Raw genomic sequence first — 26,590 nt, 5'->3', positions numbered from 1 at the left:
TTGTCTACAGTCTGATGTCTGGTAATGGTCATACACCCTGATCTTTTTTTGTTTTATTATTAGCAGTTCTTGTCCTGTCCTGTGATTTTAGGAAGGAAGGACGTAGACTATAGCCCTTCGGCGATAAACGCAGTAAGGATTTTCCAATATTACCCTTTTCAAAATCTGCACTAAAATTAATATAGGGCACACCTAGAACACGCATATTTGCTGCATAAATGATAATGAAAAATACTGAAATAAAAAATCCAAATAGACCCAAAAAGGCTGAAAATAAAATGATGATTAACCGGAAAATACTCATTGCGGTCACAAAGGCTTGATTGACCAGTGTAAATGCAGCAATGCTTGAAATTGCAATGATAACAATCATCGAAGGGCTTGTCACACCAGCTTTAATCGCAGCATCTCCAATAATTAACCCTCCAACAACACTGATCGAGCCACTGATGGCACTAGGCAAGCGTAAGTTGGCCTCGCGGAACATTTCAAACATAAATAGCATCATCATTATTTCTAGTATCGTCGGAAATGGTAATCCCGTTCTTGATTCAACCACTGTCGCAAGTAGAAGATATGGGAGCTGCTCTTGATGATAAGTTGTTACGGCTAGCCAAAAACCAGGAAGTAACATACTGATCAGTATCCCAAATATTCGGAGCACCCGTTCCATTGAACTGACAATGATCGGATATTCATTGTCCTCAGATGTTTTAAAGAGCAGCATAATATTAGCGGGAATAATCATGGCGTAGGAAACGCCATCGATCATTATTAATATTCGTCCCCTCATTAATGCTTGAAGAGCAAAATCTGGTCTTCCCGTATAATCGTGTCTAGGGAGAACTTTTGCCGTTTGTTCAATTGCCTCCATTAGCAAATCACCATTGACGACAATATCTGTATCAATTTTTTGTAATTGTAATCGGATTTGTTCTAGCATATTTAAATTCACAATGTCTTCCATATATAAAACGGCTACCGTTGTTTTAGAGCGTTGACCGATTTCTAATGTTTCTACACTAAATGAATTTGTAGGTAAACGTTTTCTTAATAAAGCTATATTAATAAATACATCTTCAATAAAATCATCTCTTGGTCCCTTTACAACTAACTCAAGCGTTGTTTCCCCCGTCTCACGATTAGGTCTATTTGAAATATCACTGGAATAAATCAAGTGATCTTCCTCAAAATATAATAAGACATGGCCCTTGTAGACTCTTGTAATTATATCCTCCTTCTTAGTGACCTTTTGTAAATAGGGAACGTGAAGATGCTGTTCAATTAGCTCCTCTAACGTTTCATCAGAACCACTATTAAATAAGGATTGGACACGTTCGACCACAACTGTTTGAAGGAGTTCTTCGTCTATCATGGCATCACAGGTTATCATATGGACCGTATGTTGCTGAAATTTATACTGTTGGAATATTACATCAGCAGAGCGTTGAAATAGTGATTTCAACATTTTCAAATTCATCATTTGTTCCATTGAAATACTTCTCATCTCCTACTGAGCCTGCTCAAGTTTAGTACATTTATGAAAACTTCGACATGTAATAAATATACTTAGGCATATTTTTCCCATGGACATAAAAATTATTCAAGAAACAAATACTGTTATAACCTATTCAGGATGTCTTTAGCCAATCATTTTTTGTAGATTAGCCATCTCAATTGCCGAGATCGCGGAGTCATAGCCTTTATTACCTGATTTTGTTCCCGCACGCTCAATCGCCTGTTCAATATTTTCTGTTGTAACAATACCGAAAATAACTGGCACATTGGTTGTTAATGAAACATTCGCAATACCTTTGGCAGACTCATTACATACATAGTCATAATGTGTCGTAGAACCACGAATAACAGTACCTAAACCAATAATGGCGTCATATTTCTTTGTCTCTGCTAATTGTTTCGCAATGAAAGGCACCTCAAAAGCTCCTGGCACCCATGCAACATCAATGGAAGCTTCATCTACACCGTGTCGTTTTAACCCATCCATTGCACCATCTAATAATTTACTTGTAATAAACTCATTGAATCGACCTACGACTACTGCAATTTTTAAATCCGTCCCAATTAATTGTGCTTCAAATGTTTGACCCATTTTTTTATATCTCCCTCGTTTTTAGTTTGTTGTAAATGATTGACTACGATAAGCGGCTAACGCCTCAATAGAAATCATTTTTAATCCATGATGTGCTGCATACTTTGTCAATTCATCAAAGCGCATCATGTGACCATCGTCTCCCATAATTTCACAAATTACTCCAGCAGGAATACTGTGACAAAGCTTGGCTAAATCAATGCTCGCCTCCGTATGGCCTCTTCGCTCTAAGACACCATTATCCTTTGCGATTAGTGGAAAAATGTGTCCCGGTCGACGAAAATCAGTTTTTTTTGCCTGAGACTCCAGCATCTTTTGTATGGTGAAAGCTCGCTCAAAGGCACTAATCCCCGTTGTTGTGTCCATATGGTCGATACTTACGGTAAATGCAGTTTGATGGTTATCCGTATTATGCTGAACCATTGGGTGCAGATCTAATTTATATGCTAGCTCCTGCGAAATCGGTGTACAAATTAGACCTTTTCCATAAGTCGCCATAAAGTTTATCGTTTCCGGAGTGATAAATTCAGCAAGCGCTAGAAGATCCCCCTCATTTTCCCGATCTTCATCATCCACTACGACGATCACTTTCCCTTGTTTTAAATCCTCTATGGCATCTTCAATTGCATGTAGCACTATTTTTCATCTCCTCATTATGTGATCTTAAAAACCGTGTCGTGCCAAATAATCTCTTGTTATCATTGACTTGCCTTGCCCATTTTTCAAGTCGTTTAAAATATATTTACCGACTAAATCTGTTTCAATATTGACGAATGCGCCCATTTTTTTCATACCTAAAATCGTTTCCTTATAAGTATGAGGAATCAGTGAAATAGTGACTTGATTCGTTTCAACCTGAAAGATTGTTAAGCTTGTGCCATCAATCGTTATAGAGCCCTTTGGAATACAGAAACTTGTTAGTTCCTCAGACAATTCGATATCAATATAAACCGCGTTGGCCACTGGACGCTTTCGTAAAATCTTCCCAATGCCATCTACATGACCAGCAACAAAATGCCCCCCAAATCGCCCGTTAGCAGGCATGGCACGCTCCAAATTAACCGGATCACCTATTGTCAGCTGATGTAAATTTGTAGCTTTGACGGTTTCAGGCATAACATCCATCGTAAGCTCTTCATCCGTAAAATGGGTCACCGTTAAACAAACACCATTGACTGCTATACTGTCCCCTAACCCTACATCTTCAGCAACTTTAAATGATTGAACCGTAATTTTCATACTGTTCTTATTGCTTTGCAAGGCTTTAATAGTGCCAATATCCTCTACAATACCTGTAAACATTTCTTCACCTACTTTCACACTGATCTTTCGTAGCTTCTATCCATCGCTTTTGGGTTTCTATCCGTCTCCCTTCTAAAGCTTATATAAAACGAAAAACCCCTTTGACAAAGGGGTTTTGGGAGTATAAGACATCAATAAATAAGCCTACTTGGATATTCATTTTTTCCATAGACTATTATCTTATTTGTTCTTCTCCCATCCAGACTATCACTGTCGGTTTTGGATTTGCACCAAATCAGCTTGCGCTCACGGACTTTGAATTTCTTCATCACCGCCGATTGGGAATTTCACCCTACCCCGAAGAACATCTTCTATTCAATTGATTGGCTAAAAAAAAACTTCCCAACATATTTGCGGGAAGCAGTGTCATAAATGCATAGTCAAATAGACCTTCTAAATTAAATTGAATTTAAAAAGCTCGCACTTATACCCTTCTCCCATCCAGACTATTACTGTCGGTTTTGGATTTGCACCAAATCAGCTTGCGCTCACGGACTTTGAATGACTTCATCACCGCCGATTGGGAATTTCACCCTACCCCGAAGGATCATTTTATTTAGCTAGTTCTTACGATAACACTATTTAATTATATTATCTATACTTCTGTCCGTAATTTTTTTAAAAAAAGCACCACCTCTTGCTATAGAGGTGGCTGCTAAGTCCTTTAATGGTTTATTTTTTGAACATAATCATCATAATTTCCCGAAAAGGCCGTCATCCCAGTTGGTGATAATTCTAACAATTTATTCGCTAGCTTATTAAGAAAATAACGGTCATGAGAAATACATAATAATGTGCCGTCAAATTGCAATAGAGCCTCCTCCAATACTTCTTTGCTAAATAAATCAAGATGATTGGTTGGTTCGTCCATAATAAGCACATTTGCTTTTTGCAAAATAAGCTTTGCTAAGGCTACACGTGCTTTTTCCCCACCGCTAAGGGAGGCTATCTTTTTAAAAACATCTTCTTTCGTAAATAAAAAATTACCGAGTACTGATCGTATTCTTGCCTCATCCACCGAAGGAAAAGGACCCCAAACTTCGTGTAATATTGTGTTATTAGGATGCAATGACTCTTGCTCCTGATCATAATAGCCTATTGTCACACCATTCCCCCATGCGATAACGCCACGGTCTGGTGTCAATTCATGTAATAACGCCTTTAATAGCGTTGATTTCCCAACACCATTGGGACCTACTAATGCAACCCGATCGCCTCTATATAAGGAAAACTCAATATCTTGCACTAATGTTTTCCTGCTATTTTCTAGCTGATAGGAGAGCACTACATCTTTTACCTTCAACACTTCTTTATGTGATTTCTTATCTGTAGCAAATGCCATTTGTGCGTGTTTTAGATCCTTGTGAGGCTTTTCAAGACGACTTATTCGTTCAAGCTGCTTCCTTTTATTCTTGGCGCTTTTTGAGGAAGTAGCCATCGCAATATTCCGCTCAATATAATTCTCCATTTTGGCGATTTGCTGCTGCTGCATTGTATATTTCTTTTCCATTAATTCGCGATTTTTCGCCTTGCTTTCCACATACTTAGAGTAGTTACCGCTGTATGTTGTTCCATGGGTACGTTCAATCTCATAAATTTCATTGACAAGGGCATCTAAAAAATAACGATCATGAGAAATAACAAGAATAGCCCCCTGATAGCCCCGTAAATAGCTTTCAAGCCAGTTTAAAGTCGCAAAATCCAAATGATTAGTCGGTTCATCTAACAGCAACAAATCCGGCTGCTCTAATAAAATTTTAGCAAGTGCCAGTCTAGTTTTCTGTCCGCCACTTAATGATGCGACAAGTGTGTTTGTCGGCGTACTCCCAAAGCCCATTCCATTTAACATACTATTTATTTTTGCCTCGACATCATAGCCACCTTGCTGTGAAAACCAATCTGATTTTCTCTCATATTTCTTCATAACTTGTTCCAGCTTTTCAGGGTCATTTATGCAGGAAGGCTCACCCATCTGCATTTCCAGCTCTCGAAGTTCCTTTTCAGCCTCTTGAAGCTCAGTAAATGCGCCAAGCATTTCTGTCCAAATCGTATGGTCTGGCTGTAACCCACTATCTTGTCGCAAATAACCTAGTTTAATTCCCTTCCCTATAAAAATGTCCCCTTCATCATAAGAAAGATCCCCTGTAATGATCTTTAGTAGTGTTGATTTTCCTGCTCCATTTACACCTATAAGTCCAATCCGATCGCCACGTTCCAATTTCATTGATATCTTTGAAAGAATCGGATCTCCCAAGTAGCTCTTACTAATTCCATTTAATTGAAGTATCATTTTTTCAATCTCCTTATTTATTTTATCCATTACTACTAAGCTAATTGCTCAAGAAATAAATGGACATATAAGGTTACACATCACTTTTCACTCCTTTCAAACACAAAAAAAGGCGCCGTCATAAACGGCACCTTACAAACATCCCTATAATCAATAGGGCATGTTAAATTTTACAATTAAACAAAAAAACGCCGTTACGTACCGGCGTCTAGCAATCTATTCATCCCATTTAATTGGGCATCAATCTGTTAGAAATAAAGAAGGCAAAAAGCACCGGAATCTGTATCGATATGAAATTTGCTTAAAAAAGGGCACACTTCTCCCTTAGCCAGCAAATCCCCACAAAGATTGTAAGATTTTACCTCTGATTCAGTTAAACCTTTCGCACAAACAGTTTCCAATCACTTCGCCCTCCCTTCGAATTTATAATACCAATTAATCTATCATATTTTTTTTTAGAATACAAATGTCCTGCCGCATTTTTATAGTATAAATGCCTTGGAATATATCATTCCTATCGTTAAACTTGAGAATATATTGGAACTTACTATTCTTAAAATCGTTCCTGTACAAGTGACTATTCAGTCCACTAGTTTGGAGGTCATTTCATTGCAATATTTAAGAAACATAACGTATAAACAACGTATTTTCTACGCCTTGTTATTACTTGGCTGTGCCCTTTCCATTTTTTTCGTTCATCATAATGAACAATTTTATGATCGACCCATTGCTGAAATTCTAAAAGTCAAAGTGGCAGATTCTGAGCCAATAACAGATATGTATGATAATGACGATATGTTGTATACACAGCAAATGAAAGCTGTGCTTAAAAATGGGCAGCACAAAGGACAAATAATTGATTTGACGAATGACTATTCTTCATCCGGAGCTTTTGATCAGGAATACCATGTCGGCAATGAAATCTTTGTCGCCATAGATGAACATTCAACAAAATCAGAGTTAACGGGCTCTATTCTCGATTTGAAACGAGATCAAACAATTATGATGATCGCTTGGATTTTTATCTTTGCGCTACTTATCATCGGTAAACGACAAGGTTTATTTGCCATTATTAGCTTAGTCATAAATGCCTGCATTTTAACATTTGCATTAGACCTTTACGTAAAGCATGGCAGCCTCAATTTATTATTCATAAGTGGGGTTTGTGTCCTATTATTTACCATTATTTCGTTGTTACTGATTAGTGGTTTGAAGACGAAAACATATGCAGCGATTATATCTACACTTTTAGGGACAATGATAGCCCTCATAATTAGCACAGCTGTGATGTGGTTAACAGGGGAAAACGGTCTACGCTATGAGGAAATGCAATTTTTAACACGTCCCTACCGAACCGTCTTTATGGCTGGTTTATTTATTGGTTCACTTGGGGCTGTTATGGATGTCGCCATTACGATGTCTTCTTCTATTTTCGCCCTATATGAACAAGATTCTCGTATTTCTTTACAAGCTTTAAAGGCATCCGGTCATGAGATTGGAAAAGACATTATGGGTACCATTACAAGCATATTATTTTTCGCCTATATTTGTGGCTCCATACCAATGGTCATACTCTATTTGAAAAATTCCTCTACATTAGGACTGACACTATCCTTGAACCTTTCTTTAGAGCTAGCTCGTGCCCTTGCAGGGGGTATTGGAGTAGTCCTCACCATACCTATTAGTCAATATACCGCTATTTTTTTCATTAATCGAAAGAGGGTGAAGGCATGAATGTCATCGTTGTATTGGCAGGCATTTTATGTTTATTAATGGTGGTAGTTGGAGGAAAGCAAGGACTACGCTCGTTTCTTTCTTTATTTTTAAATTTCGGCGTGCTATTTGTGACTATTTTTCTTATGACAAACCCTAAAAATAGCCCTATCATCCTGACGTTTATTGCGTGCACTGTTATCAGTTGCATTAGTTTGTTTTATATTAATAAAACAAATAGTAAAACCATTACAGCGTTTATTTCCACAATGGTGACGATCGTTGTTTTATTGTTTTTTATTACGTTAGTAACGAAAAAATCGATGATTCAAGGCTTTGGCGAAGAATCAACGGAGGAAATAAGTATTTTTTCCCTATATATTGGTGTGAATTTCGTGCAGATTGGTGCATCGGTCATTATTATGAGTACGATTGGTGCCATTATGGATGTTGCCATTTCCATCGCGACTTCGATGCATGAAATTTTTTATCATAATCCTTCGATTAGTAGAAAGTCACTGTTTACCTCTGGATTAAATATTGGAAGAGACATTTTAGGAACCGATACAAATACTTTATTTTTTGCTTTCTTTGGTGGCTATTTAAGTTTACTCATATGGTTTAAGGATCTCTCTTATTCAATTGGCGAAATCGTCAATTCCAAAGTATTTAGCGCAGAAATGATGACGATTTTTTGCGCAGGCATCGGCATTGCCCTCATTATTCCTATCGCATCCTCCGTCAATGCATATTATTTAGTTAAAACACGAGAAAAAACAGAATAGCACTCACATAGATACCATACCTATCTTTCGTCAGAGGGGCTGGGCTGTAGCTTACTGGGTGTCTCAAATGATTTTTGAGACGCCCTATTTTGTTGCATGATTTCCATTGCAAATGCCGTATTTTCTGATAATATTTACCATATGATGAATACAGAACTTTTAATAGGATTGTTGTTCCATATTTCATGCCCCAATCAAACGCCCATTCCATGTAACATTTTTTTGCATAAAACGTCAATACAACTAGATGATAAAGGAGAAAGTTTGCAATGAAGCATATAATTTTTGATTTTGATGGAACACTTGCAGATTCAACCGCCGTGTTTGCATCAGCATGGAATACGTTAGCACAAAAATATAAATTTAAAGGGATTGAATTAAAGGAAATTGATACATTAAAAAAATTATCGATTTCAGAACGTAGTAAATTATTTGATTTCCCGATGTATAAATTGCCTATGATTTTACCGCAATTTTACAAGTTATATCGCCAATCATTAAACGATGTTCATCTTTTTGAAGGGATGAAAGAAGTATTGCTAGAAATTGATAAAAGAGGTTATAAGATTTTGATTATCTCTTCTAATTCGAAGGACAATATTTTAGAATTTCTCAAAATGAATGGCATTGACTGTATTGCAGATGTCCTTTGCTCCAATCGTATTTTTGGCAAGGATAAAGTCATGAAAAAGTTTTTAAAGGAATCGAGTGTTTCATCATCTGAAGTAATATATATAGGGGATGAACAAAGGGATATTGTGGCGTGTAAAAAAGCAGGGGTACCTATTATATGGGTAGAATGGGGCTATGACGCAATTGAAGTCATACAAAATGAAGAGCCAGAATACAAGGTAGCGACACCTGAGGAAATTTTAGAGATTATTTAATAGGAGGATAATAGCCCTTTATCGGCTATTATCCTTTATATGTTTAAACTTTGATTTCGCTAATATGCAATAGCTTTTCAGCAGTATGGTTTACCCCTTTATATGCATCGCTTAATTCATGAATACTTATTGCAAATTGCTGGGTAAAGGCAGCAACTTGATTTGCGGAAACATTCACCTGATCAATCGATTGTTTAATGCTTTCTAATTGTTTCGTAATACTATTCGCACTTTCTGTACTGCTTTGGGACATTTTTTGTATTTCAGTTGCGACAACTGCAAAACCAAGACCATGCTCACCAGAACGAGCCGCTTCGATGGATGCATTCAAGCCAAGAATTTTAGATTTCATCGCTAAATCTTTTACTAACTGAACAATTACATTAATTTGTTCAATATCGCCTGCCATTGATTCTGAGAAATTTGATAATTCTCCTAAACGATTGGAAACATCTATACTGGCTGTAGCTAATTCTTCATTTGTGGCAGTCATTTCTTCAACCGCACTCGAAAGATCCGTCGCCAATAGACGCATACGATCCATTTTCTCATTAGAAATGATGGCACTTAATACACCGATGATCTGACCTCCATCAAAAATAGGCTGTGCCGAGGCGATATACGCCATACCAAACCCCTCTGCTCCTCGTTCCTCTTTAACGAATCGACCTGAACTCAACGCGACTTCCGTTGCTGTTCCCCGATATTTATGTACAGGTTCACCTACACCTACTTTTAAGTCAACATGCTTCCCCGGTTTATAGGCAAGTACTTTTTCAGTGTCTGCCACTATGACACAAGCATCCTCTGGGTATGTTGCCTGATATAGATCCATCGTCTCTATGACGGCCAGTAGTTTTGGATGCATTATCTATCCCCCTCCCAAATGTTTACTATATATTCAATTTTAACTATATCATGACACTTATAAAAAGACACCAACGTCTTATGGTGTCTTTTCGCAGCATTAACCCTTTGTCAATATTTCTACATATTTTTCAGCAGTTCGTATTTCGATCGTCAAAAAATCTTTTCCATAGGTAGTTTGAATTAAAAATGGGACATCACTAGTGTTCTGAAACCTGAAATCCAAGCTTCCATAGGAAACCGTAGCATCCCTTCCTTTTGGCACATATCCAATATCCAGAGAATGATGGTGACGTTCTACATACTTGACTTGTAGCTGATCCACTGCATTAAAGAGGGTCGAAGAAGTTTGACAAATACCCCCACCAATCCCCATTACCACTTTCTTATTTATAATTTCTGGTGCAGGCTGATAGCCATTTGCTTCATCACGTGGTCCGACCATCGTATTAAATGAAAAATGATCTCCACTACCAACGATGACATTATTAATGGCCTCGGCAGAAAGTTCAATATTTTTATTTCTTCCCACATCAGTGCTATTAAAATACGTCGTATAGGATGCCACAACGACTTCCTCTAAATAAGGAATGTCCTCAAATGAATACCCACTTTGCGTTAAATAAAGAGGTACTTCTACTTGACCACCAGTCGCAGAGGCTTCCAGAATTCTCTCCACTAATTCGCTTTCTTTTAAAATCATTTGTGGCCTTCCCTTGATTACTTTTCCTTCTTCATCCAATCGATCGAGCATCATTCTCTGGTCATAGCCTTCCATCTCATCTGTCCCTCGTGCTAATTCCTTTGCTAACTGCTCGATGTGCTGCTGATAGGCATGTATATTAGTCTCATAGCCACTATCCTTTGGTGAAATGGTTTCAATAATCGTCTTTGTCCTAGGATCTACAATCTCTACAAGAGCCGGCCCAATTTGTGGAACTTGCTCATAGCTAACTGGCTTTTTCATTTCTTCGATTGGCTGTTTTAATGGTTGATTTTCTTGCTCTAGACTTTGGTCGTTGTTCAAATTTTTTTGACAACCTACTAGTCCCACCATACATAAAACGCAAAATGCGGAAACTAACTTCCTTTTCAACATATACACCTACCTCTATGGTCATACTACAGAGACATCTTATTCATCAATTGCTTATAGTGTGTGGTTTTTGTAGATATTTATTTGTTTGTCGACAAAATGAACATTCCGGATTTACTTACTATGGAAGCTTACAGTTAATAAGGTAGGTTTTTTATTATGTAAAGTTGGGATAGCTTGGCACTAAGACATGTTATATGCAAACGGCCGCTACCCCAATATGATGTTTATCTCTTTCTTTTTAACACTCAATTTATAGACAGATTACCCCTGTATCTATACCAGTCGGGCCATTAAACCCTGGGATTACATCCACTACCATATTTGTTGCTATATCTATGACAGATACTGTATTGTCTGTTTGATTTGTGACATATGCAAAAGTGCCATTCGGCAAGATCGTTACTTGGTCAGGTGAAGATCCAACAGGAATTGTAGCAATCACCATATTTGTCGCTGTACTGATGACAGATACGGTATCACTACCTTTATTGACGATGTACAAAAGTGTTCCATCAGGTGTAATAGCTGTTCCTACAGGTCCTGTTCCTACAGGGATTGTACCAACTACTGTATTTGTTGCAACATTAATGATAGATACATTATTGCTATTTTCATTTGTAACATAAGCAAATTGTCCATTTGGTGTGAAGACAATTGACCTTGGGCGGATTCCAACAGGGATAGTAGCAACCACCATATTGGTTGTTGTATTTATAACCGATACATTCCCTGAATTTTCATTTGCCACGTAAGCAAACGCACTATTCGGCGTAAACGCAATACCTTGAGGTTGAAGCCCTACTGGAATAGTAGCCGTGACAGTATTTGTCGCTGTATCTATGACGGATACAGAGTTAGCACCTATTCCGTGATTTGAGACATAGGCAAGAGCTCCATTTGGTGAAATCGCTATACCAAGAGGCTCATTTCCTACCGGAATCGTAGCGACTACCATATTTGTCGCAGTATCAAATACAGTTACATTATCGGAGAAGAGTGCTGGCACATAACCAAACGCACCATTTGGTGTAATCGCTATTTCTAGTGGAGCCGTTCCTACTGGAATGGAAGCGACTATCGTATTGGTTGCTGTATCGATCACTGATACTCTGTTATCAGGAGTTGCTAACTGTCCAGCGTCTGTTACATAGACGAGATAGTTACAAGTCGGTGGTACTGGTAAAAATGGGTGTTTACAACGACAAGGGCAACAAAAACCGCAGCAATGGCAATGACAACCTGGATTTGATTTAAACTTGATCCTAAAAAATTTTTGTTCTTTTCCCACACTGAACAACCTCCCAGACATATAAGGCTACTATATGCCCACAAAATGGGGTTTCTTGTACATTCACCTAATCTAACTAGTGTAAAATGTGTTGATTAGTTGTTTACATGAGTTGCCCAGCTCCTTTAAATTATTTATCCACTAGTTTTTTGCGTGAGGGCAGGTAGGCTCTACACCGTTGAAATGGATCATGAAAAAGAGGAGAACGATGGACTCAGTTTTGAATGTCCATTACCATTACATTTAGACACCAAAAAACAATGAAAGATGGAAATGATAGGACTATTAACATACGAAAAAATGATAATAGTTTAGTACAATAAAAATTGTGGAACTTTTCTGAATAAAAGGAGGAAGTTAAGATGCCTCAAACATTATTATCTTCTAAAATAACAATGCCTCATCATTCACCCACTTTAATAGAAAGAACACAATTATTCGATCTATTCGATCAACATATACATGTTAAATTAACCATTTTACGAGCTCCAGCGGGTTATGGAAAAACCAGTATATTAAGTAGCTGGCTGAAAAATAAAAAAGAAACCACTGCATGGGTTTCCTTAGATGCTGCTGATAATGATCCTATACGTTACTGGACATATATTTTACACGCTATTGCGAGGGCTTCTAAAAGTGAAATAGATCAGATTCTGGCACCGCTCCTCAACTCGCAGGACCCTGCAACACTTGAATTTTTTATCTATTCACTGTTAGAAGAAATAAATGCCATTCAACAGCCCATCTCGATTGTATTAGATGATTATCATGTCATAGAAAATCCTGTGATACATCGACTCATGACACAATTCGTAGAGTATTTACCTAGTCATGTGCATATCTATATGTCCTCTCGTTCCGTCCCTGCACTACCAATAGTTAAGTGGCGAGTTAAGCAATGGATTCATGAAATCCATTCGGGACATTTACGCTTTACATTACAGGAGGTGAAGCGATTCTTTTCCTGCAAACATTTACCTACTCTCAACCACCAACAGCTGCAAACTATTTTAGATAAAACTGAAGGGTGGGTAGCTGGATTATTGTTAACTAGCTTTGCGCATGACCCTGAAATAGAAGCATTTGAAGAAGCTGCACAGCCCTTCATTTCAGAATTTCTATGGCAAGAAATTATTCATAACCTACCATCTGAAACACAACAATTTTTACTGCGCACTTCCCTATTACAGGAGTTGGATCCTGCTATTTGTGATCAATTGACCAAGCGGACAAATAGTCTTGAACAATTGGAGCATTTAGAAGCAAAAGGACTTTTCACCATTCGACTGCAATCCAAACAGCCCATATTCCGTTACCATCATTTATTAGCGGAAGCATTGCAAATGGAATTAACAAAACAATTTTCGAAGCAGGACATACATAATCTCGTTCTAGAAACTTCTCAGTTCATCTATGACCAAGGGGATTATATTTCTGCCATTGAATTAGCACTTAAACATAGACAATATGAACTTGCGACGCCATGGATGACCAATCACCTTGTCCAACTTTTTTTATCAGGTCAGACAGCAACGTTTATGCGGTGGTTGCACCAGCTTCGTCGTGACCACTATAAAGTCTCTTATGAAATGCTAGTCATTGGTTTTTTGACATCGATTTCAACCACGGAAGTTGAAGCAGCGTCATCTCTTATGGAGGAACTTGAATTGCGACAGCAGACTGAACATTGGATGGATCAAGAGGAACATGCGGCCATGACTTATATTTATGAAAGTGCAAAGGCTTTTGCTATTGTTGCCGCTGGTGGTGATTTACAGTTAGTGGAACAAATTATGAGAAAACAGCTCGCAAAAGGACATATCCCTTCTAGATGGGATCATGTGCCTATTCCCTATAATAGTTTTGAATATAAACTTTTACGAACAAGCATTGGCTCAAAAGGAAAACTTCAAACAATGGAACAAGGAGTAGTCATAAGTGAGCTTTTTCGAGAAACGTCTTTAAAAACAGCTAATGTTACTGCCTTTAGCTATGGTGTTGCCGCCGAATCGTTATATGAACGCAACTTAATAACGTTTACACATAAAGAAATTGAGATGGCGCTTAAGCTTGGTCATCAATTACAAGATCCTGGATTATGTATCCCCATGTATCTCCTGAAAGCAAAAATCTATATACAGCAAAATCAAATTAGTTCTGCTCGGGCTATGCTGACCCAGCTATTAGAGGATGTGACTGAAAAGCACTGGCGTACATCTATCCAAATTATGCAAGCCTACTGTCATATTATCGCAGGCGATAGTCATCAGGCTCATTTAATTTTACAGTCTACCCAATCAAAGCAACCCTTCTGGCTCTTAGTACACGCCCGTTTACTATTATTGAAGAAAATGCCGAACGAAGCCTTAACGATTTTGATTCAGGTAAAAATGAAGGGCCAGCAGGAAGAGCAAATTGCTACAATTATTGAAGCCACAATACTTGAAGCTATCTGTCAATACAGTCTAGAACACCAGGAACTTGCCTTAGAAACTTTACACGAGGCTTTCGAACTCGCAGCACCCTACTATTATGTTCGATCATTTTTAGATGAAAAGGATTTAGAGCCACTATTAGAAATTTATTTCGAACAGCTTCATCAGCGATGGGAATCCATTCCGACAGTTTATTTTAATTATCTGAAAGAAGGTACAACATTTCATGCAAAAGCTCCGGCAATGCTGACACAACGTGAAAAGGATATTTATGATTTACTAGTAGATGGTATAACTAATCGTGAAATAGCTAAGCGGCTGCATTTATCAGAAGGCACTGTTCGTGTTTATTTATCTACAATTTATAGTAAGCTAGGGGTCAACTCCCGAGCCAAGGCGATTGCCCTCAAAAAATATTGAAGCTTATAAAACGCATCGAGGACTGACACGGATGCGTTTTGCTATAAAGATTCATTTATTTATCTTTGTTATTTGTTCAAAGTTATTTAATATAATAATGTACCGTCCAAAGAAGATCCGGAGAAATATTAATAAATTCTAGTAAAAAAATGCCCAAACTCAGTCTTACCTGATTTGGGCATTTCTTCTTTTATTTTTGTATAAACATTTGCGTCCAGTAATTGCCATCCGCTACATAGCCTATACCGATATGTGTATAGTTCTTATTGAGAATATTGGCACGGTGCCCTTCACTGTTCATCCAAGCCGTTACGACTTCCTGTGCAGAGCGTTGACCTTTGGCAATATTTTCACCGGCTGATCGATACGAAATACCGAAATTTTTCATCATCGTAAATGGCGTTCCATACGTTGGGCTTGTATGGTCAAAGTATTTTTTATCATGCATATCTTGAGACTTGTATTTGGCTACTCTTGATAACTCCCAATCGTCTTGTAATGCTGAAAGACCTGCTTTGGCACGTTCCGCATTCACCAGTTTAATGACTTCTTGTTCAACACTTGCTTGTTCTTTTACAGGGACATTTATTTTTTGTCCAGGATAAATTTGATTTGGATTTGCAAGCTGTGGGTTTACATCAATTAATTCTTGTACACCCGTTTCTGTCTTCAATGCGATTTTCCAAAGAGTGTCACCAGATGAGACTGTATAGGATTCAGCCGCCATTGCCCCCACTGGTACTAATAATGAAGCTGCAATAACTGAAGCAAGTACCGCTTTTTTTACTTTTTTCAACATGTCTATCATCCTTCCTGTTTGCTCTCCTATTATCGTAAATAGTTTCTGAGCAATAATCATCACAAAATATTTGGAAGGATTTTTACAAATACATGACAGACGAACAATAAAAATCGACGAATCCCATTTTAACACCATTTATATTGATGCACCTTGTCATCAAGTTGCAATCTAATTGTCATTAACAAACATTACCATCTATATAAGTCAGCAATATTTACTGAATAATCCCTACTTCACTACTAATTTCCTCTTCATTTGGTAAATTAATAGAATATAGAGACCGTCATAAAAAAGGGTAGCCATAGAAATAATGGTAATCAGCGGCGTACGGAAATAAAGATAAAAGCCCACCGCAGCAAACAATGTTCCCATCATCTTACAGATAGCAATGCCCATGGATTGACCATCTAAATTCCCTCTACGCAATAATAAACCGATAAATAATCCTGACATCATGAGGTTTTGCAAAAACGCAGCGTACTTCCCTTCAAAATCCTGAAATTGATGAATAATCCCTAAAATCATCAACATGCTGAAAATTAAAGTGACCAAAAAAGAGGCATACAATAATTTTTTAGAGAGGATTCTCCGATATTCTGGTGGTGCAAAACGTAAAAATTGCATCAGTATGACGATATCTAATACGAGCCAAGTAAGCGTAATCAATCGTTGAAGGTCATTTTGTGGGTAAAGAAAAGTAAAGATAAATTCCCATGCAATATTGGCACAAATAGCAACCATAGGCATGCCGTATTTTTTATCCTTCCACCCTTTGTAAATAACTAATATATATGTAATGATCCAGAAAAGGCCCATGCCTAATTGACAAATTAATAAAATATCTAGTTGAGCCATCTTTTTATTCTCTCCCTCCATATATGATTCCCCATACTATATGTGAAGAAATCTATTCATTATGTCTAAAAGTTTGCTAGCAGGGTAAGGGAAAGGAGTAACAAATATTCAAAGGAATGGAACCTATACATTCGTAGTGGAATCCTATATAGTAAAGCGGGGTGATTGAATGAAATCAAAAATATATGTAGATAATGATCAATTTATCGCTGGTACTACCTTAAAGGATACGATTGAATTAGAGCACAATAATATGGCGTTGCATGTTTGCAATAATATCCATGATGTCATTGACAATCGTCAACAATTAGCAACAACATTAAACTGCGACCTTCAAGATTTTATTTGTACGGAACAAACACATAGTGCCAACTTCCATCGAGTGACATTAGCCGATAAAGGACGTGGCGCGGAGCAAATGGATACGGCAGTGAAAAACACAGATGCTCTTTATACAGTTGAGCCTAATTTATTATTATGCAGTTTTACAGCAGATTGCGTTCCTGTGATTTTTTATAATGCGGTCAATGGTTTAGTGGGTGTTATTCATTCAGGATGGCAAGGCACTATTAAAGAAATTACACCTAAACTGTTCAAGCATCTGTTGGAAGAAGAACAATGTCGACCAGAAGATTTTTACGTTCAAATTGGTATGGCATTAAGCCAGCAAAAATTCGAGGTAGATGCTGATGTTTATGAGAAGTTCCACAGCCTTGGTTATGCAGAGGAATTCATGTATTTTAATGCCGAGACGAATAAATACCATATTGATAATCAAAAAACGGTGAAAAAACAATGCGAGCTTGCTGGTATTCCATCTGAGCAAATCCAGATTGATGCCACTTGTACATTCCTTAGCCCTGATGGCTTCTCCTATCGTCAGGACAAACAGGCAGGCAGACATTTAAGCTTTATTATGCGAAAATCTTAAACAAACGAAAAGGACAATCCACTTCAATTTCTTAAGGATTGTCCTGTTTATTTTAACGTACCTGTACTAATGATCGATGTCTCGACATGTACTTCCGTTTGTAATTTGCCTATGACTTCCCTCGTTTTTTTGGTCGTCCACTTTCCATGATAGTACATTCTAAATTTTTCACTTAGCCCGCTAGGATCGACATCCATATTTTTAAGTTTATCTAAAAACTTAGTGATATCCACTTCTAGCTGCTTATTAACATCTTTCTCTAAGTGGCTAATACTTTCAATTGTATTCAGCTCATACTCTCTTGCTCCTTTATATTCACTTAGCGTTCCTTTAATCTTAAGCCGAATAACAAGCTTTGGTGATTCAATATTCTTATTACTTTGCATTTTGATAGAGCTCTCAATTAAATCTATCATCAATTTTTCCTCCCCATGTCCCTCATGTATATCTAAATGGAGAGGCGCTAGACTTTTTCTTCCTAGTAATGCCTGAACGATTAGTGCCTCCTCAGGCTTAATAACTTCATGCATATGATCCCCTTGAAATACAGCCACACCTTTAATTTCAATTTTATCATCGCGCTTTTCAAGATATGGAATGATCGTATCCGTCACTGGGTTCGTTATGGTATACATAAAATCATGAATATTCGTATTCGGATTAAAAGCCGTATTTATGCTCGGTTCCAATAAATCATTAATGTATAAATTAATGTTTGGTTTATCTGGATAATTTCCTTTTATAATTCCTTCTGCTTTGTCTTTCACAATAGCAATGAGCACTTTATTGCCCACCTCAGCATTTCTGTACAGATGCTGAATTACCTTTCGTATCTCTCCTTTTCGTGCAAATTCTTCATTAACGAGCACAACACGTAATTGGTTAAAGACAATCTTTTTATCCGAAAGCTTTTCGATTTCTACAATACCATTCGAAACTAGATCTGTAGATACTGAAAAGATTTGTGTGTTTTGTTGTGCCTCAGGTGCGTATTGAGGAATGGCTACCGTTAATTTCATTTGGTCTTCATCCATATAATCAAATGCCATAGTCCCCACCATACCTATATCCTCTAATGGTACCTTCAGCTCTTTTCTAGAACAACCAGCCAATAACACTAAGAGCACAAGTGTGATGCCTAGTAGAAGGTTTCTATTCATGGTTGCACCTTCTTTTTTCGAACTACATAGATCATACTTAAGAAGATAGGCCAAATAATTAGCATATAACCAATATAATTGCTTGCTGTAAAAAGTTTCTCTTGGAATTCTCGAGAAAATGGCATTCTAATAATTAAAAATATGATCGCTGCAATCACATATAATGGATAACTATTTTTCTTTTTAAACACGGAATCCACCCCTAATTTGGCACACCATACATAGGCTGTGGCCGTAGATAATATTAAAAATACCCATAATGTTATACCGATAATATCGATTCGTTCCACAAAGGTAAACTCGCCTGCTTTAAATAAATTTAAGACGGAAAACTCTACATTTTTCAGCTGCCATTCAGAATAATAGATGACACTTACTACTGTCGTGAAAAAACAGAGAAAAATACTAATCCAAATACCAATCAATGAATGGCGAAAGGCTTTTTTCTGATCGATTATATATGGAAAGTAAAATAAAATTAATTCATAGCCAAGAATTGATAAATACCCTTCTTTAAATGCATGAAAAAAATCGATCCCACTAAAATTAAATAAAGGAAGTAAATGACTTACCTCCCCCTTTTCAATGGCCCACCGTGTAAAGTAGAACATGCCAAGCGTAATAAAAAAAGTCATCATGCAAAATCTAGAGATGGATTTGATACCACCACTTACAATATAAATCAATAAAAGTAAGAAGCAAAGAACAGGCAAGGTGATCGTTTGCTCTTGTAACGCTGTACTTTGTATAAGATGCATATAGTTACTAATAATTCCTGCACTAAAGATAATAAATTGAATCACAAATAAGACATTGAGCCCTTTCCCTAACACTTTCCCAAGAAGAATTTCATTGATACGAAATAAATGGTCATTCGGGTATTTAGAACAAAGCCAAACCATTGGCCATAGCGTTAAGGTAGCAACTATACCGAATAATATGGGCATAAACCATTCAGTATAGCCCATAGCACTCAATTTTTGAGGCAATGACAGTATCCCAGTCCCAACCATAATACTCTGGGCCAAAAAAATGACGTGATAGCGATTTAGCATTTTTACGTTAGCTGCGCCCAAGGCTTTTTACCTCATTTCTCCTCTGTCGTTTTTTTCTGAACCCTTGAAATGCCCGACTTTTTCGTTAAATAGTTGATAGGAAATCTGATGACATTATCTAATAAATCCGTTGGTTTTCTCGGTATACCTGGCGTCATATAATGAGTTCCTAATGATTTTAAACTTAGTAAATGATGAATTAGCCAAGCAAAGGCAAGCATTTGTCCAAATAGACCGAATAACCCGGCGGATAAAATGAAAATATACCGTACAAATCGGCTAGTATTACTCATTAAGAAAATCGGTGGTAGGAAAGATAATAGTGCAGAAGTGGCCACCAACACAATGAGGATGTTACTAAGCAATCCTGCCTGCACAGCCGCAGTCCCAATTACTATACCTCCTACGATACCGATTGTTTGTCCGACTTTGGCAGGCATTCGAGAACCGGCTTCCCTTAATACCTCTACAATAAGTTCGATAAATAGCACTTCGATGAGAGGTGGAAAAGGAACTTTACTTCTCGATTCTTGAAGATTTAACAATAGCTCATATGGCAATATTTCTGGATGAAAGGTTAAGGCAGAAATATACATGGGCGTAATCATAATCGTTAAGAAAAAACCAAAGAAGCGCAGCATCCTTAGTAATGAGGCTGTGGTCCACCTGTTATAATAATCCTCAATTGACACGAACATTTCAAAAAAAGATGTCGGACAAACAATAGCTAATTGGCTATTATCCATAAACATGACAATCCGGCCATCAATAAGGTATCGACAAATACTATCGGGACGTACCGTCATATAATATTGAGGAAATGGTGATAGCGGATTATCCTCTATTAATTGCTTCAACACTGATATATCCGTAAATAAAGGGAATTCCACCTGATCAATACGATTCCGAAGATCATCTAAGTTTTTATGGTTCACAATATTATCCATATACATAATGGAAATTTTAATATTAGCCTCTGAACCAACAATACGATTTTCATTTTTCAGCTGAGCGCTTTGAATTCGTCTTCTCACTAGAGAAATATTGGTCTCCAAAGATTCTGTAAATGCATCCTGAGGCCCTATAACCGTTGATTCTGTTTCAGTATTTGTAATGGCCCTTGTAGGTGCACTATACGTATCCATACTTAAAAGTGCATTGGTTTCATGAAAAAACAGCAGTGTTTGCCCAGAGTTTAATTTTTTAATGACGCCTTGTATATCTTTAGGGTCCACATATTGAGCCATTTGATGAATTTGTTTAATATTATTGGTTAACGGAATAGATACCATTGTTTGTAACGTCATCTTTTCTATAAGAGAGGAAAAATAGATAAGGGTAACATCCCCTTCTTCTGTTGCAATCATATTTAGCTTTACATCATCTACATCATTTATTTCCTTCTTTAATTTAGCAACAAGCTGTTCAGGCATTTCGTGCATTCCGTTCAACCCCTTTTATTTCAACGAATACCAGTCCACATGTATTTTTTTATAGTTTGGCATGTTTACGAATGATTATGTAAAAAATATACTAGCAAAAATAGGCAAAAAAAAGATGCCTCTCTTTTTGAGAGAAGCATCTTTTTTGCTATTCGCCTTGATCCGTACTGTAGCGATTTTTGCCAATACCAAATGCATAATAGCTAATAGTTACAATTACTAAAAAAACAATTCCTACAATTAATGATATACGCGTATCATCATTAATCCACATGCCAACCAGCACCATGATTAAAAAGATAATTGTTAAATAATTCGTAATAGGGGCTAATGGCATTTTGAACGGGTGATTCGCTAATTGTTCACCTTTTACTTTTCTAAATTTCATTTGACTAATTAATATAATGAACCACGGTATCATTCCTGGTAAAACACTTGCACTATACACATAGACAAATAAATTCTGTGGTGCAATATAGCTTAAAATGACACCAATCACTAAACCAATTAACACGCCAGCTGTACCAAATAAAGGTACACCATTTTTGGAAAGCTTCGCGAAAAATTTCGGTGCTTGTCCATTCATCGCAAGAGTATATAACATACGTCCTGCACTATAAATACCACTGTTACAGCCAGACATAGCAGCTGTAATAACGACAAAATTAATAATACCTGCAGCAGCTGTAATACCTACCTTGGCAAATGTCGCAACAAAAGGACTACCGATAGTACCCAATTCATCCCACGGATACACTGTCACAATGACAAAAATAGCTCCGATATAGAAAATTAAAATGCGCCAAATAATACTTTGAATAGCATTCGTAATTGTCTTTTGTGGATTTTTCGCTTCTCCTGCTGTAATGCCAATAAGCTCTACGCCTTGGTAAGCTGCAACAACTAACGATAAAGCAAAGAAGAAGCCTGTCCAGCCGCCAGTAAAGAAGCCACCATGACTCCATAGATTTGACAAGCCAATTGCAATACCATCATTACCAAAGCCAAAGAAGATCAGTCCAACCCCTGCTACAATCATTAATATAATGGTTACGATTTTAATCATGGCGAACCAAAATTCAAATTCACCAAAAGATTTAACCGAGATAAAGTTTGCCACACCTAATATTATCATCGCAATTAGACCCGGTATCCATGCAGGTAAATCTGGATACCAATATTGCATATACGTTCCCACGGCTATAATTTCTGACATCCCAACAATTACCCATTGGAACCAGTTGCTCCATGCCGTTAAATAGCCTGCTAGGGGGTGAATATATTTATAGCCAAATGTTGCAAAAGAGCCTGTACTTGGCTCCATATAAAGCATCTCACCCATTGCTCTCATAATGAAAAATATAAAAATACCTGCAATTCCATAGGCAAGGAGTACAGAAGGTCCTGTCCATTGGATGGCACTTGCAGAACCCATAAATAAGCCCACACCAATCGTACCGCCAAGTGCGATCATTTGGATGTGACGTGCCTCTAATCCTCGTTGTAATTCTTTGTTGGCCACTCCATAACGCCTCTTTCCCTGTTGTTCTATCTACGTTGAATATACTTTAAAATCATAATCAATTTTTCTAAAAAAGACAATTGTATTTTTAGGAAAAACAAAAAATAATGTTTTTTTGATAGATTTAGCATAAGGAGTAGCGCCCTGACTATTAAGGTTCTGAATTTTCTAAATATTATAGTTTTTTCGCTTTATTTCGACAAAAATATTGACCCAATTATCAAAAAAGTATAATATTTTTACATATTTCTAAGAAAAAGAGGTTTGAATGTGAGTAAAATATTATTTAGAAGAAAGAAAATTGAGGAACTATTACAAAACAAAGGGACTATTCAACTAAAGAAAACGTTAGGTGCCTTTGATCTTATATTATTAGGCGTTGGCGCCATCGTCGGCACTGGTATTTTCATCTTGCCCGGAACAGTGGCAGCAACACATGCTGGACCTGGGATCGTTTTTTCCTTTATTATCGCTGCCATTGTTTGCGCTTTTGCTGGCATGTGTTATTCCGAATTTGCATCAAGCGTCCCCGTAACTGGGAGCGCCTATACGTATGGCTATATTGTCTTTGGCGAGATTATCGCGTGGTTGGTAGGATGGGCTTTGCTTTTGGAATATGGACTGGCTGTTGCCGCTGTTGCGACAGGATGGTCCTCTTACTTAAACTCACTTCTTGCTGGCTTTCATATCGTTTTGCCTCAAGCAATTTCAGGAGCCTTTAATCCAGCTGCTGGCACATATATTAATGTACCTGCGATTTTGATTATTTTTGCTACGGCATTTTTATTAACGCTTGGTATTAAAGAATCCACTCGATTCAATTCTTGGATGGTTTTCTTGAAGGTCGCTGTCATCTTACTATTTATTGGCGTAGGGGTATTTTATGTAAAACCTACTAACTGGGAGCCCTTTCTACCATTTGGCATAAGCGGCGTCTTCAGTGGAGCGGCACTTGTATTTTTTGCTTATTTAGGTTTTGATGCGGTATCTTCTGCTGCTGAGGAAGTTAAAAATCCTCAGCGGAATATGCCCATTGGTATCATCGGTTCTTTACTTATTTGTACGGTGCTCTATGTTGCCGTATCAATGGTTTTAACGGGTATCGTTCCCTATCATGCGTTAAATGTAAGTGACCCCGTTAGCTATGTGATGCAGATGGTCCACCAAGATTGGATTGCGGGAATTATCTCACTAGGTGCTGTAGTTGGAATGATGACTGTCATATTAGTTATGTCTTACGGAGGAACACGACTACTGTACGCATTAGGCCGTGATGGTTTACTACCAAAAAGCATGGCTGAGCTCAGTCCCAAATTTAAAACTCCCGTGAAAAACACATGGATTTTCGCAATACTAGTTGCCTTTTGTGCAGGATTTGTACCACTTTCTAAGCTTGCCGAATTAGTCAATATGGGTACATTAGTCGCGTTTACCATTGTATCCATTGGTGTGGTGTATTTACGTAAAAATAAAAATATTCCTTCTGGGGGCTTTCAAGTACCATTTTTCCCAGTCCTACCGATTTTATCATTCCTATTATGTCTCTTTTTAATATCACAGCTTTCTGTCCTTACATGGATTGCATGTAGTATTTGGTTCATCATCGGTTTGATTGTTTATTTGGTTTATGGTCGAAAGCATAGCGAAATGAATAAAGGATAAGAAAAAGGTGTCTCTCATAGGGACACCTTTTTTAATTTAATTGATGTCAATTCCCATAAATCTAGAGGCTTGCTCTGTTGTTACATAACGAACTGGCAAACATAAAAACCTCTATCCCATCCTTGGCGAATGAAATAGAGGTTACTTCGTTATTATAATAAGGTTTGTTCCTGTAATTTTGCTGTGAAATACTTTCGTGCATCTGCCGTTAGAATTTGTAGTAATGTCACTTCTTCCTGACGAGCAAATTCTACAAACATCCCACTTAAATTTTCGTAGACATATTTGATTTTAAAGCCGCTATCTAAATAATGATCCACTTTTTGTATTTCTTCTTTGCTTTGTTGGAATTCAGACATGCCATCACCTCACCTTCTTTTGAAAATGTCTTGATGTAGTGTCACTTATTCGGCACCTTTTATTTCTAGCAGAGGGTCTGGTTGCTCCACTAGCTCTTCTTCCTCTTGATCTGACACTGGCGCATGTACTTGTTGGCCAAATAATTCATCCAAATTATGTCCGACTGTAATACCTAAATACTTCGCATCACTTGGATCTTCTAGCTCTGCTTGAGGGTATTTTTTAAACCACCAATACTTCGCTAAGACATAATAGACAATTGCTCCTACAAAGAACCCTACTAATGAAGAATAAGTAGAAAAAATATTGGCGATAGCACCACCGATTACCCAGGCCACTAACCCGGCGATATTAAAACCTTTATAGTATTTAAATTGCCCATCTAATTCATAGAGTTCCTTGACATGTACACGGCGTTTGCGAATGAGATAATAATCCGCAAATAAAATCCCTACAATCGCAGTTAATATTCCACCTATAATCAATAGAACATTGACCATTACATCAAATAAACTCCATGGTTGAGCAAGAATACCAATAATCCCCGCAATAACAACCCCTACCCAAAAAGGTACTTTGGGGCCACCGATATTTGAGAAAATAGTAGCTGCTGGTACAACATTAGCAGACGTATTCGTTGACCATTGTGCTAACACAATCATCAGCAAAAGGACTCCTAAAATAAAACCACTCGCACTTTGTTGTAAAGCATTGATAGGGTCAGCAGATGCTACTGCCATATAACAAACTGCACCAATTGTAACAATAAATGTGTTCGTTATTGGCATAACAATTAATGAGCCCACGAGCTGTGTTTTATTCCGTTTGAACCAATTGCGTTCATTTTTAGGTGCTTTAAAAAAGCGAGATAATGATGGCATATCAGCTGCCAGTGTTGACCAAAAGCCCATGTTTGCCATGACCACTACCATAAAAGCTGTAAAGGCAGCAAAGCCCGTTGTTGGCGTTTCTACCCACGTCCAGATATTTTTCCCTTGGGACGTAGCATTATCAGCTAATGTGTAATACATCCAGCAAGAAATTAAAATAATGACAGGCGCTGCTAAATCAGCGAAGCGCTCAATGGACTTAATGCCGAGTGATGTATTAAAGAGCTGAAGTGCCGCAAATACAAGGAAACAAATAAACCAATTATCATAATCAAACAATAAATTTAAAATCCCATTTATCGCCAATGCTCCAAAATACGTATTAAGACCAAACCAACATGCGGCTGTTATACCCCTTACAAGAGAAGGAATATGAGTTCCAAATGTGCCGAATGGTGCACGCATATAAACAGGGAATGATAATCCATGCTCAATACCTATATCACCAATTAACGTCATAAAGACACCGATCAAACAGGAGCCTACCAAAGTAGCTAAAATAACCATTGGTAAGGATAAATTCATAATGGCTGAACCGCCAATTGCAAAAGCCGCTAAAACAATCGCCATTCCTATCCAAATCACCGCAAAACCAAATGTTCCAATATTTCTTTGTTGATGTGTCACTGGAAGTAAATCTGGGGATTTTAAATAATTCCCTTCACGTTCACGTTCCATAAAGTTTCTCTCCTTTTTTTCTAATTTCCGTGACAAC

The 26,590-nt window shown here is 37.5% G+C and carries 21 protein-coding genes, 1 pseudogene and 2 riboswitches; of the genes and pseudogenes, 6 read left to right on the top strand and 16 right to left on the bottom strand.

What is annotated here, in order from left to right:
* Nucleotides 1-28 precede the first annotated feature (28 nt).
* From MKY88_RS07545 to MKY88_RS07525, 5 genes and pseudogenes are all read right to left on the bottom strand, one after another.
* A complete protein-coding gene (locus tag MKY88_RS07545; protein WP_328202342.1) occupies nt 29-1,492 on the bottom strand; it encodes a spore germination protein in 1,464 nt (487 codons plus the stop codon).
* Nucleotides 1,493-1,642: 150 nt separating this feature from the next.
* Nucleotides 1,643-2,110, bottom strand: a complete 468-nt coding sequence (gene ribH, locus MKY88_RS07540) for a 6,7-dimethyl-8-ribityllumazine synthase (RefSeq protein WP_008176574.1) — start codon at nt 2,108-2,110, stop codon at nt 1,643-1,645.
* Between the two features lie 45 nt (nt 2,111-2,155).
* A pseudogene (gene ribB, locus MKY88_RS07535) lies at nt 2,156-2,746 on the bottom strand (3,4-dihydroxy-2-butanone-4-phosphate synthase); the annotation flags it as partial.
* Between the two features lie 27 nt (nt 2,747-2,773).
* Nucleotides 2,774-3,412, bottom strand: coding sequence for a riboflavin synthase (ribE, locus tag MKY88_RS07530; RefSeq protein ID WP_328202344.1), 639 nt, complete (start codon nt 3,410-3,412; stop codon nt 2,774-2,776).
* A 183-nt stretch (nt 3,413-3,595) separates the two neighbouring features.
* A riboswitch (FMN riboswitch) is annotated at nt 3,596-3,721 on the bottom strand.
* A 116-nt stretch (nt 3,722-3,837) separates the two neighbouring features.
* Nucleotides 3,838-3,963: riboswitch (FMN riboswitch) on the bottom strand.
* 113 nt (nt 3,964-4,076) lie between these two features.
* A complete protein-coding gene (locus MKY88_RS07525; protein WP_340813295.1) occupies nt 4,077-5,702 on the bottom strand; it encodes an ABC-F family ATP-binding cassette domain-containing protein in 1,626 nt (541 codons plus the stop codon).
* Nucleotides 5,703-6,311: 609 nt separating this feature from the next.
* Between MKY88_RS07525 and MKY88_RS07520 the strand changes: the two genes are divergently transcribed.
* The 3 genes from MKY88_RS07520 (at nt 6,312) to MKY88_RS07510 (ending at nt 9,087) form a co-directional block, all read left to right on the top strand.
* Nucleotides 6,312-7,436 (top strand): YibE/F family protein, encoded by a 1,125-nt coding sequence (locus MKY88_RS07520; RefSeq protein ID WP_328202350.1) that lies wholly within the window; start codon nt 6,312-6,314, stop codon nt 7,434-7,436.
* On the top strand, nt 7,433-8,200 hold the full coding sequence (locus tag MKY88_RS07515) for a YibE/F family protein (RefSeq protein ID WP_069480716.1): 768 nt from the start codon (nt 7,433-7,435) through the stop codon (nt 8,198-8,200). Before MKY88_RS07520 ends, MKY88_RS07515 begins: the two co-directional genes overlap by 4 nt.
* A gap of 269 nt (nt 8,201-8,469) precedes the next feature.
* Nucleotides 8,470-9,087 carry an HAD-IA family hydrolase gene (locus tag MKY88_RS07510; protein WP_069480715.1) on the top strand — a complete coding sequence of 206 codons (618 nt, stop codon included), beginning with the start codon at nt 8,470-8,472 and terminating at the stop codon, nt 9,085-9,087.
* A gap of 43 nt (nt 9,088-9,130) precedes the next feature.
* Here the strand turns inward: MKY88_RS07510 and MKY88_RS07505 are convergent, their stop codons facing one another.
* The 3 genes from MKY88_RS07505 to MKY88_RS07495 all read right to left on the bottom strand — a co-directional run bounded on the left by MKY88_RS07505 (nt 9,131) and on the right by MKY88_RS07495 (nt 12,341).
* Nucleotides 9,131-9,955, bottom strand: coding sequence for a methyl-accepting chemotaxis protein (locus tag MKY88_RS07505; protein ID WP_328202354.1), 825 nt, complete (start codon nt 9,953-9,955; stop codon nt 9,131-9,133).
* 99 nt (nt 9,956-10,054) lie between these two features.
* Entirely contained in the window at nt 10,055-11,011 is a 957-nt protein-coding gene (locus MKY88_RS07500) for a VanW family protein (RefSeq protein WP_328202855.1), read from the bottom strand.
* Between the two features lie 292 nt (nt 11,012-11,303).
* Complete coding sequence (locus tag MKY88_RS07495) at nt 11,304-12,341, bottom strand: beta-propeller fold lactonase family protein (protein WP_328202356.1); 1,038 nt, start codon at nt 12,339-12,341, stop codon at nt 11,304-11,306.
* 362 nt (nt 12,342-12,703) lie between these two features.
* Here MKY88_RS07495 and MKY88_RS07490 point away from each other — a divergent pair, with 362 nt between their 5' ends.
* A complete protein-coding gene (locus MKY88_RS07490) occupies nt 12,704-15,196 on the top strand; it encodes a LuxR C-terminal-related transcriptional regulator (protein ID WP_328202358.1) in 2,493 nt (830 codons plus the stop codon).
* A 190-nt stretch (nt 15,197-15,386) separates the two neighbouring features.
* Here MKY88_RS07490 and safA read toward each other — a convergent pair whose 3' ends face one another.
* Complete coding sequence (gene safA / locus MKY88_RS07485; protein ID WP_340813294.1) at nt 15,387-15,995, bottom strand: SafA/ExsA family spore coat assembly protein; 609 nt, start codon at nt 15,993-15,995, stop codon at nt 15,387-15,389.
* Nucleotides 15,996-16,226: 231 nt separating this feature from the next.
* Complete coding sequence (locus MKY88_RS07480) at nt 16,227-16,853, bottom strand: transmembrane-type terpene cyclase (RefSeq protein WP_340813293.1); 627 nt, start codon at nt 16,851-16,853, stop codon at nt 16,227-16,229.
* A 169-nt stretch (nt 16,854-17,022) separates the two neighbouring features.
* Here MKY88_RS07480 and pgeF point away from each other — a divergent pair, with 169 nt between their 5' ends.
* Nucleotides 17,023-17,784: a peptidoglycan editing factor PgeF gene (pgeF, locus tag MKY88_RS07475; protein WP_193831403.1), complete on the top strand. Its 762-nt coding sequence runs from the start codon at nt 17,023-17,025 to the stop codon at nt 17,782-17,784.
* A 47-nt stretch (nt 17,785-17,831) separates the two neighbouring features.
* Here the strand turns inward: pgeF and MKY88_RS07470 are convergent, their stop codons facing one another.
* From MKY88_RS07470 to MKY88_RS07455, 4 genes are all read right to left on the bottom strand, one after another.
* On the bottom strand, nt 17,832-18,944 hold the full coding sequence (locus MKY88_RS07470) for a Ger(x)C family spore germination protein (protein ID WP_340813292.1): 1,113 nt from the start codon (nt 18,942-18,944) through the stop codon (nt 17,832-17,834).
* Complete coding sequence (locus MKY88_RS07465; RefSeq protein ID WP_340814808.1) at nt 18,941-19,999, bottom strand: GerAB/ArcD/ProY family transporter; 1,059 nt, start codon at nt 19,997-19,999, stop codon at nt 18,941-18,943. Before MKY88_RS07465 ends, MKY88_RS07470 begins: the two co-directional genes overlap by 4 nt.
* A gap of 32 nt (nt 20,000-20,031) precedes the next feature.
* Nucleotides 20,032-21,441, bottom strand: a complete 1,410-nt coding sequence (locus MKY88_RS07460; RefSeq protein ID WP_340813291.1) for a spore germination protein — start codon at nt 21,439-21,441, stop codon at nt 20,032-20,034.
* A 148-nt stretch (nt 21,442-21,589) separates the two neighbouring features.
* The gene (locus MKY88_RS07455; protein WP_069480708.1) at nt 21,590-22,963 is read right to left on the bottom strand and encodes an amino acid permease; all 1,374 of its coding nucleotides are present in this window, start codon (nt 22,961-22,963) and stop codon (nt 21,590-21,592) included.
* A gap of 279 nt (nt 22,964-23,242) precedes the next feature.
* Between MKY88_RS07455 and MKY88_RS07450 the strand changes: the two genes are divergently transcribed.
* Complete coding sequence (locus MKY88_RS07450) at nt 23,243-24,625, top strand: APC family permease (protein WP_340814807.1); 1,383 nt, start codon at nt 23,243-23,245, stop codon at nt 24,623-24,625.
* Nucleotides 24,626-24,777: 152 nt separating this feature from the next.
* Here the strand turns inward: MKY88_RS07450 and MKY88_RS07445 are convergent, their stop codons facing one another.
* A complete protein-coding gene (locus MKY88_RS07445; RefSeq protein ID WP_036147683.1) occupies nt 24,778-24,984 on the bottom strand; it encodes a hypothetical protein in 207 nt (68 codons plus the stop codon).
* 45 nt (nt 24,985-25,029) lie between these two features.
* Nucleotides 25,030-26,553 carry an NCS1 family transporter gene (locus tag MKY88_RS07440; RefSeq protein WP_340813290.1) on the bottom strand — a complete coding sequence of 508 codons (1,524 nt, stop codon included), beginning with the start codon at nt 26,551-26,553 and terminating at the stop codon, nt 25,030-25,032.
* Nucleotides 26,554-26,590: the final 37 nt, after the last annotated feature.

The organism is Lysinibacillus sp. FSL R7-0073 (assembly GCF_038009065.1).
Lineage (GTDB): Bacteria > Bacillota > Bacilli > Bacillales_A > Planococcaceae > Lysinibacillus > Lysinibacillus fusiformis.
Note: the sequence above shows the minus strand (reverse complement) of the source record. Positions and strands in the feature narration are given on the sequence as shown.

Bases quoted from the DNA above. Each gene is read 5' to 3' on its own strand.
- MKY88_RS07545 (WP_328202342.1), bottom strand. From the start codon at position 1,492: ATGGAACAAATGATGAATTTGAAAATGTTGAAATCACTATTTCAACGC.
- ribH (WP_008176574.1), bottom strand. From the start codon at position 2,110: ATGGGTCAAACATTTGAAGCACAATTAATTGGGACGGATTTAAAAATT.
- ribE (WP_328202344.1), bottom strand. From the start codon at position 3,412: ATGTTTACAGGTATTGTAGAGGATATTGGCACTATTAAAGCCTTGCAA.
- MKY88_RS07525 (WP_340813295.1), bottom strand. From the start codon at position 5,702: ATGATACTTCAATTAAATGGAATTAGTAAGAGCTACTTGGGAGATCCG.
- MKY88_RS07515 (WP_069480716.1), top strand. From the start codon at position 7,433: ATGAATGTCATCGTTGTATTGGCAGGCATTTTATGTTTATTAATGGTG.
- MKY88_RS07510 (WP_069480715.1), top strand. From the start codon at position 8,470: ATGAAGCATATAATTTTTGATTTTGATGGAACACTTGCAGATTCAACC.
- MKY88_RS07505 (WP_328202354.1), bottom strand. From the start codon at position 9,955: ATGCATCCAAAACTACTGGCCGTCATAGAGACGATGGATCTATATCAG.
- MKY88_RS07500 (WP_328202855.1), bottom strand. From the start codon at position 11,011: ATGGTGGGACTAGTAGGTTGTCAAAAAAATTTGAACAACGACCAAAGT.
- MKY88_RS07490 (WP_328202358.1), top strand. From the start codon at position 12,704: ATGCCTCAAACATTATTATCTTCTAAAATAACAATGCCTCATCATTCA.
- safA (WP_340813294.1), bottom strand. From the start codon at position 15,995: ATGTTGAAAAAAGTAAAAAAAGCGGTACTTGCTTCAGTTATTGCAGCT.
- MKY88_RS07480 (WP_340813293.1), bottom strand. From the start codon at position 16,853: ATGGCTCAACTAGATATTTTATTAATTTGTCAATTAGGCATGGGCCTT.
- pgeF (WP_193831403.1), top strand. From the start codon at position 17,023: ATGAAATCAAAAATATATGTAGATAATGATCAATTTATCGCTGGTACT.
- MKY88_RS07470 (WP_340813292.1), bottom strand. From the start codon at position 18,944: ATGAATAGAAACCTTCTACTAGGCATCACACTTGTGCTCTTAGTGTTA.
- MKY88_RS07465 (WP_340814808.1), bottom strand. From the start codon at position 19,999: ATGCTAAATCGCTATCACGTCATTTTTTTGGCCCAGAGTATTATGGTT.
- MKY88_RS07460 (WP_340813291.1), bottom strand. From the start codon at position 21,441: ATGCACGAAATGCCTGAACAGCTTGTTGCTAAATTAAAGAAGGAAATA.
- MKY88_RS07445 (WP_036147683.1), bottom strand. From the start codon at position 24,984: ATGTCTGAATTCCAACAAAGCAAAGAAGAAATACAAAAAGTGGATCAT.
- MKY88_RS07440 (WP_340813290.1), bottom strand. From the start codon at position 26,553: ATGGAACGTGAACGTGAAGGGAATTATTTAAAATCCCCAGATTTACTT.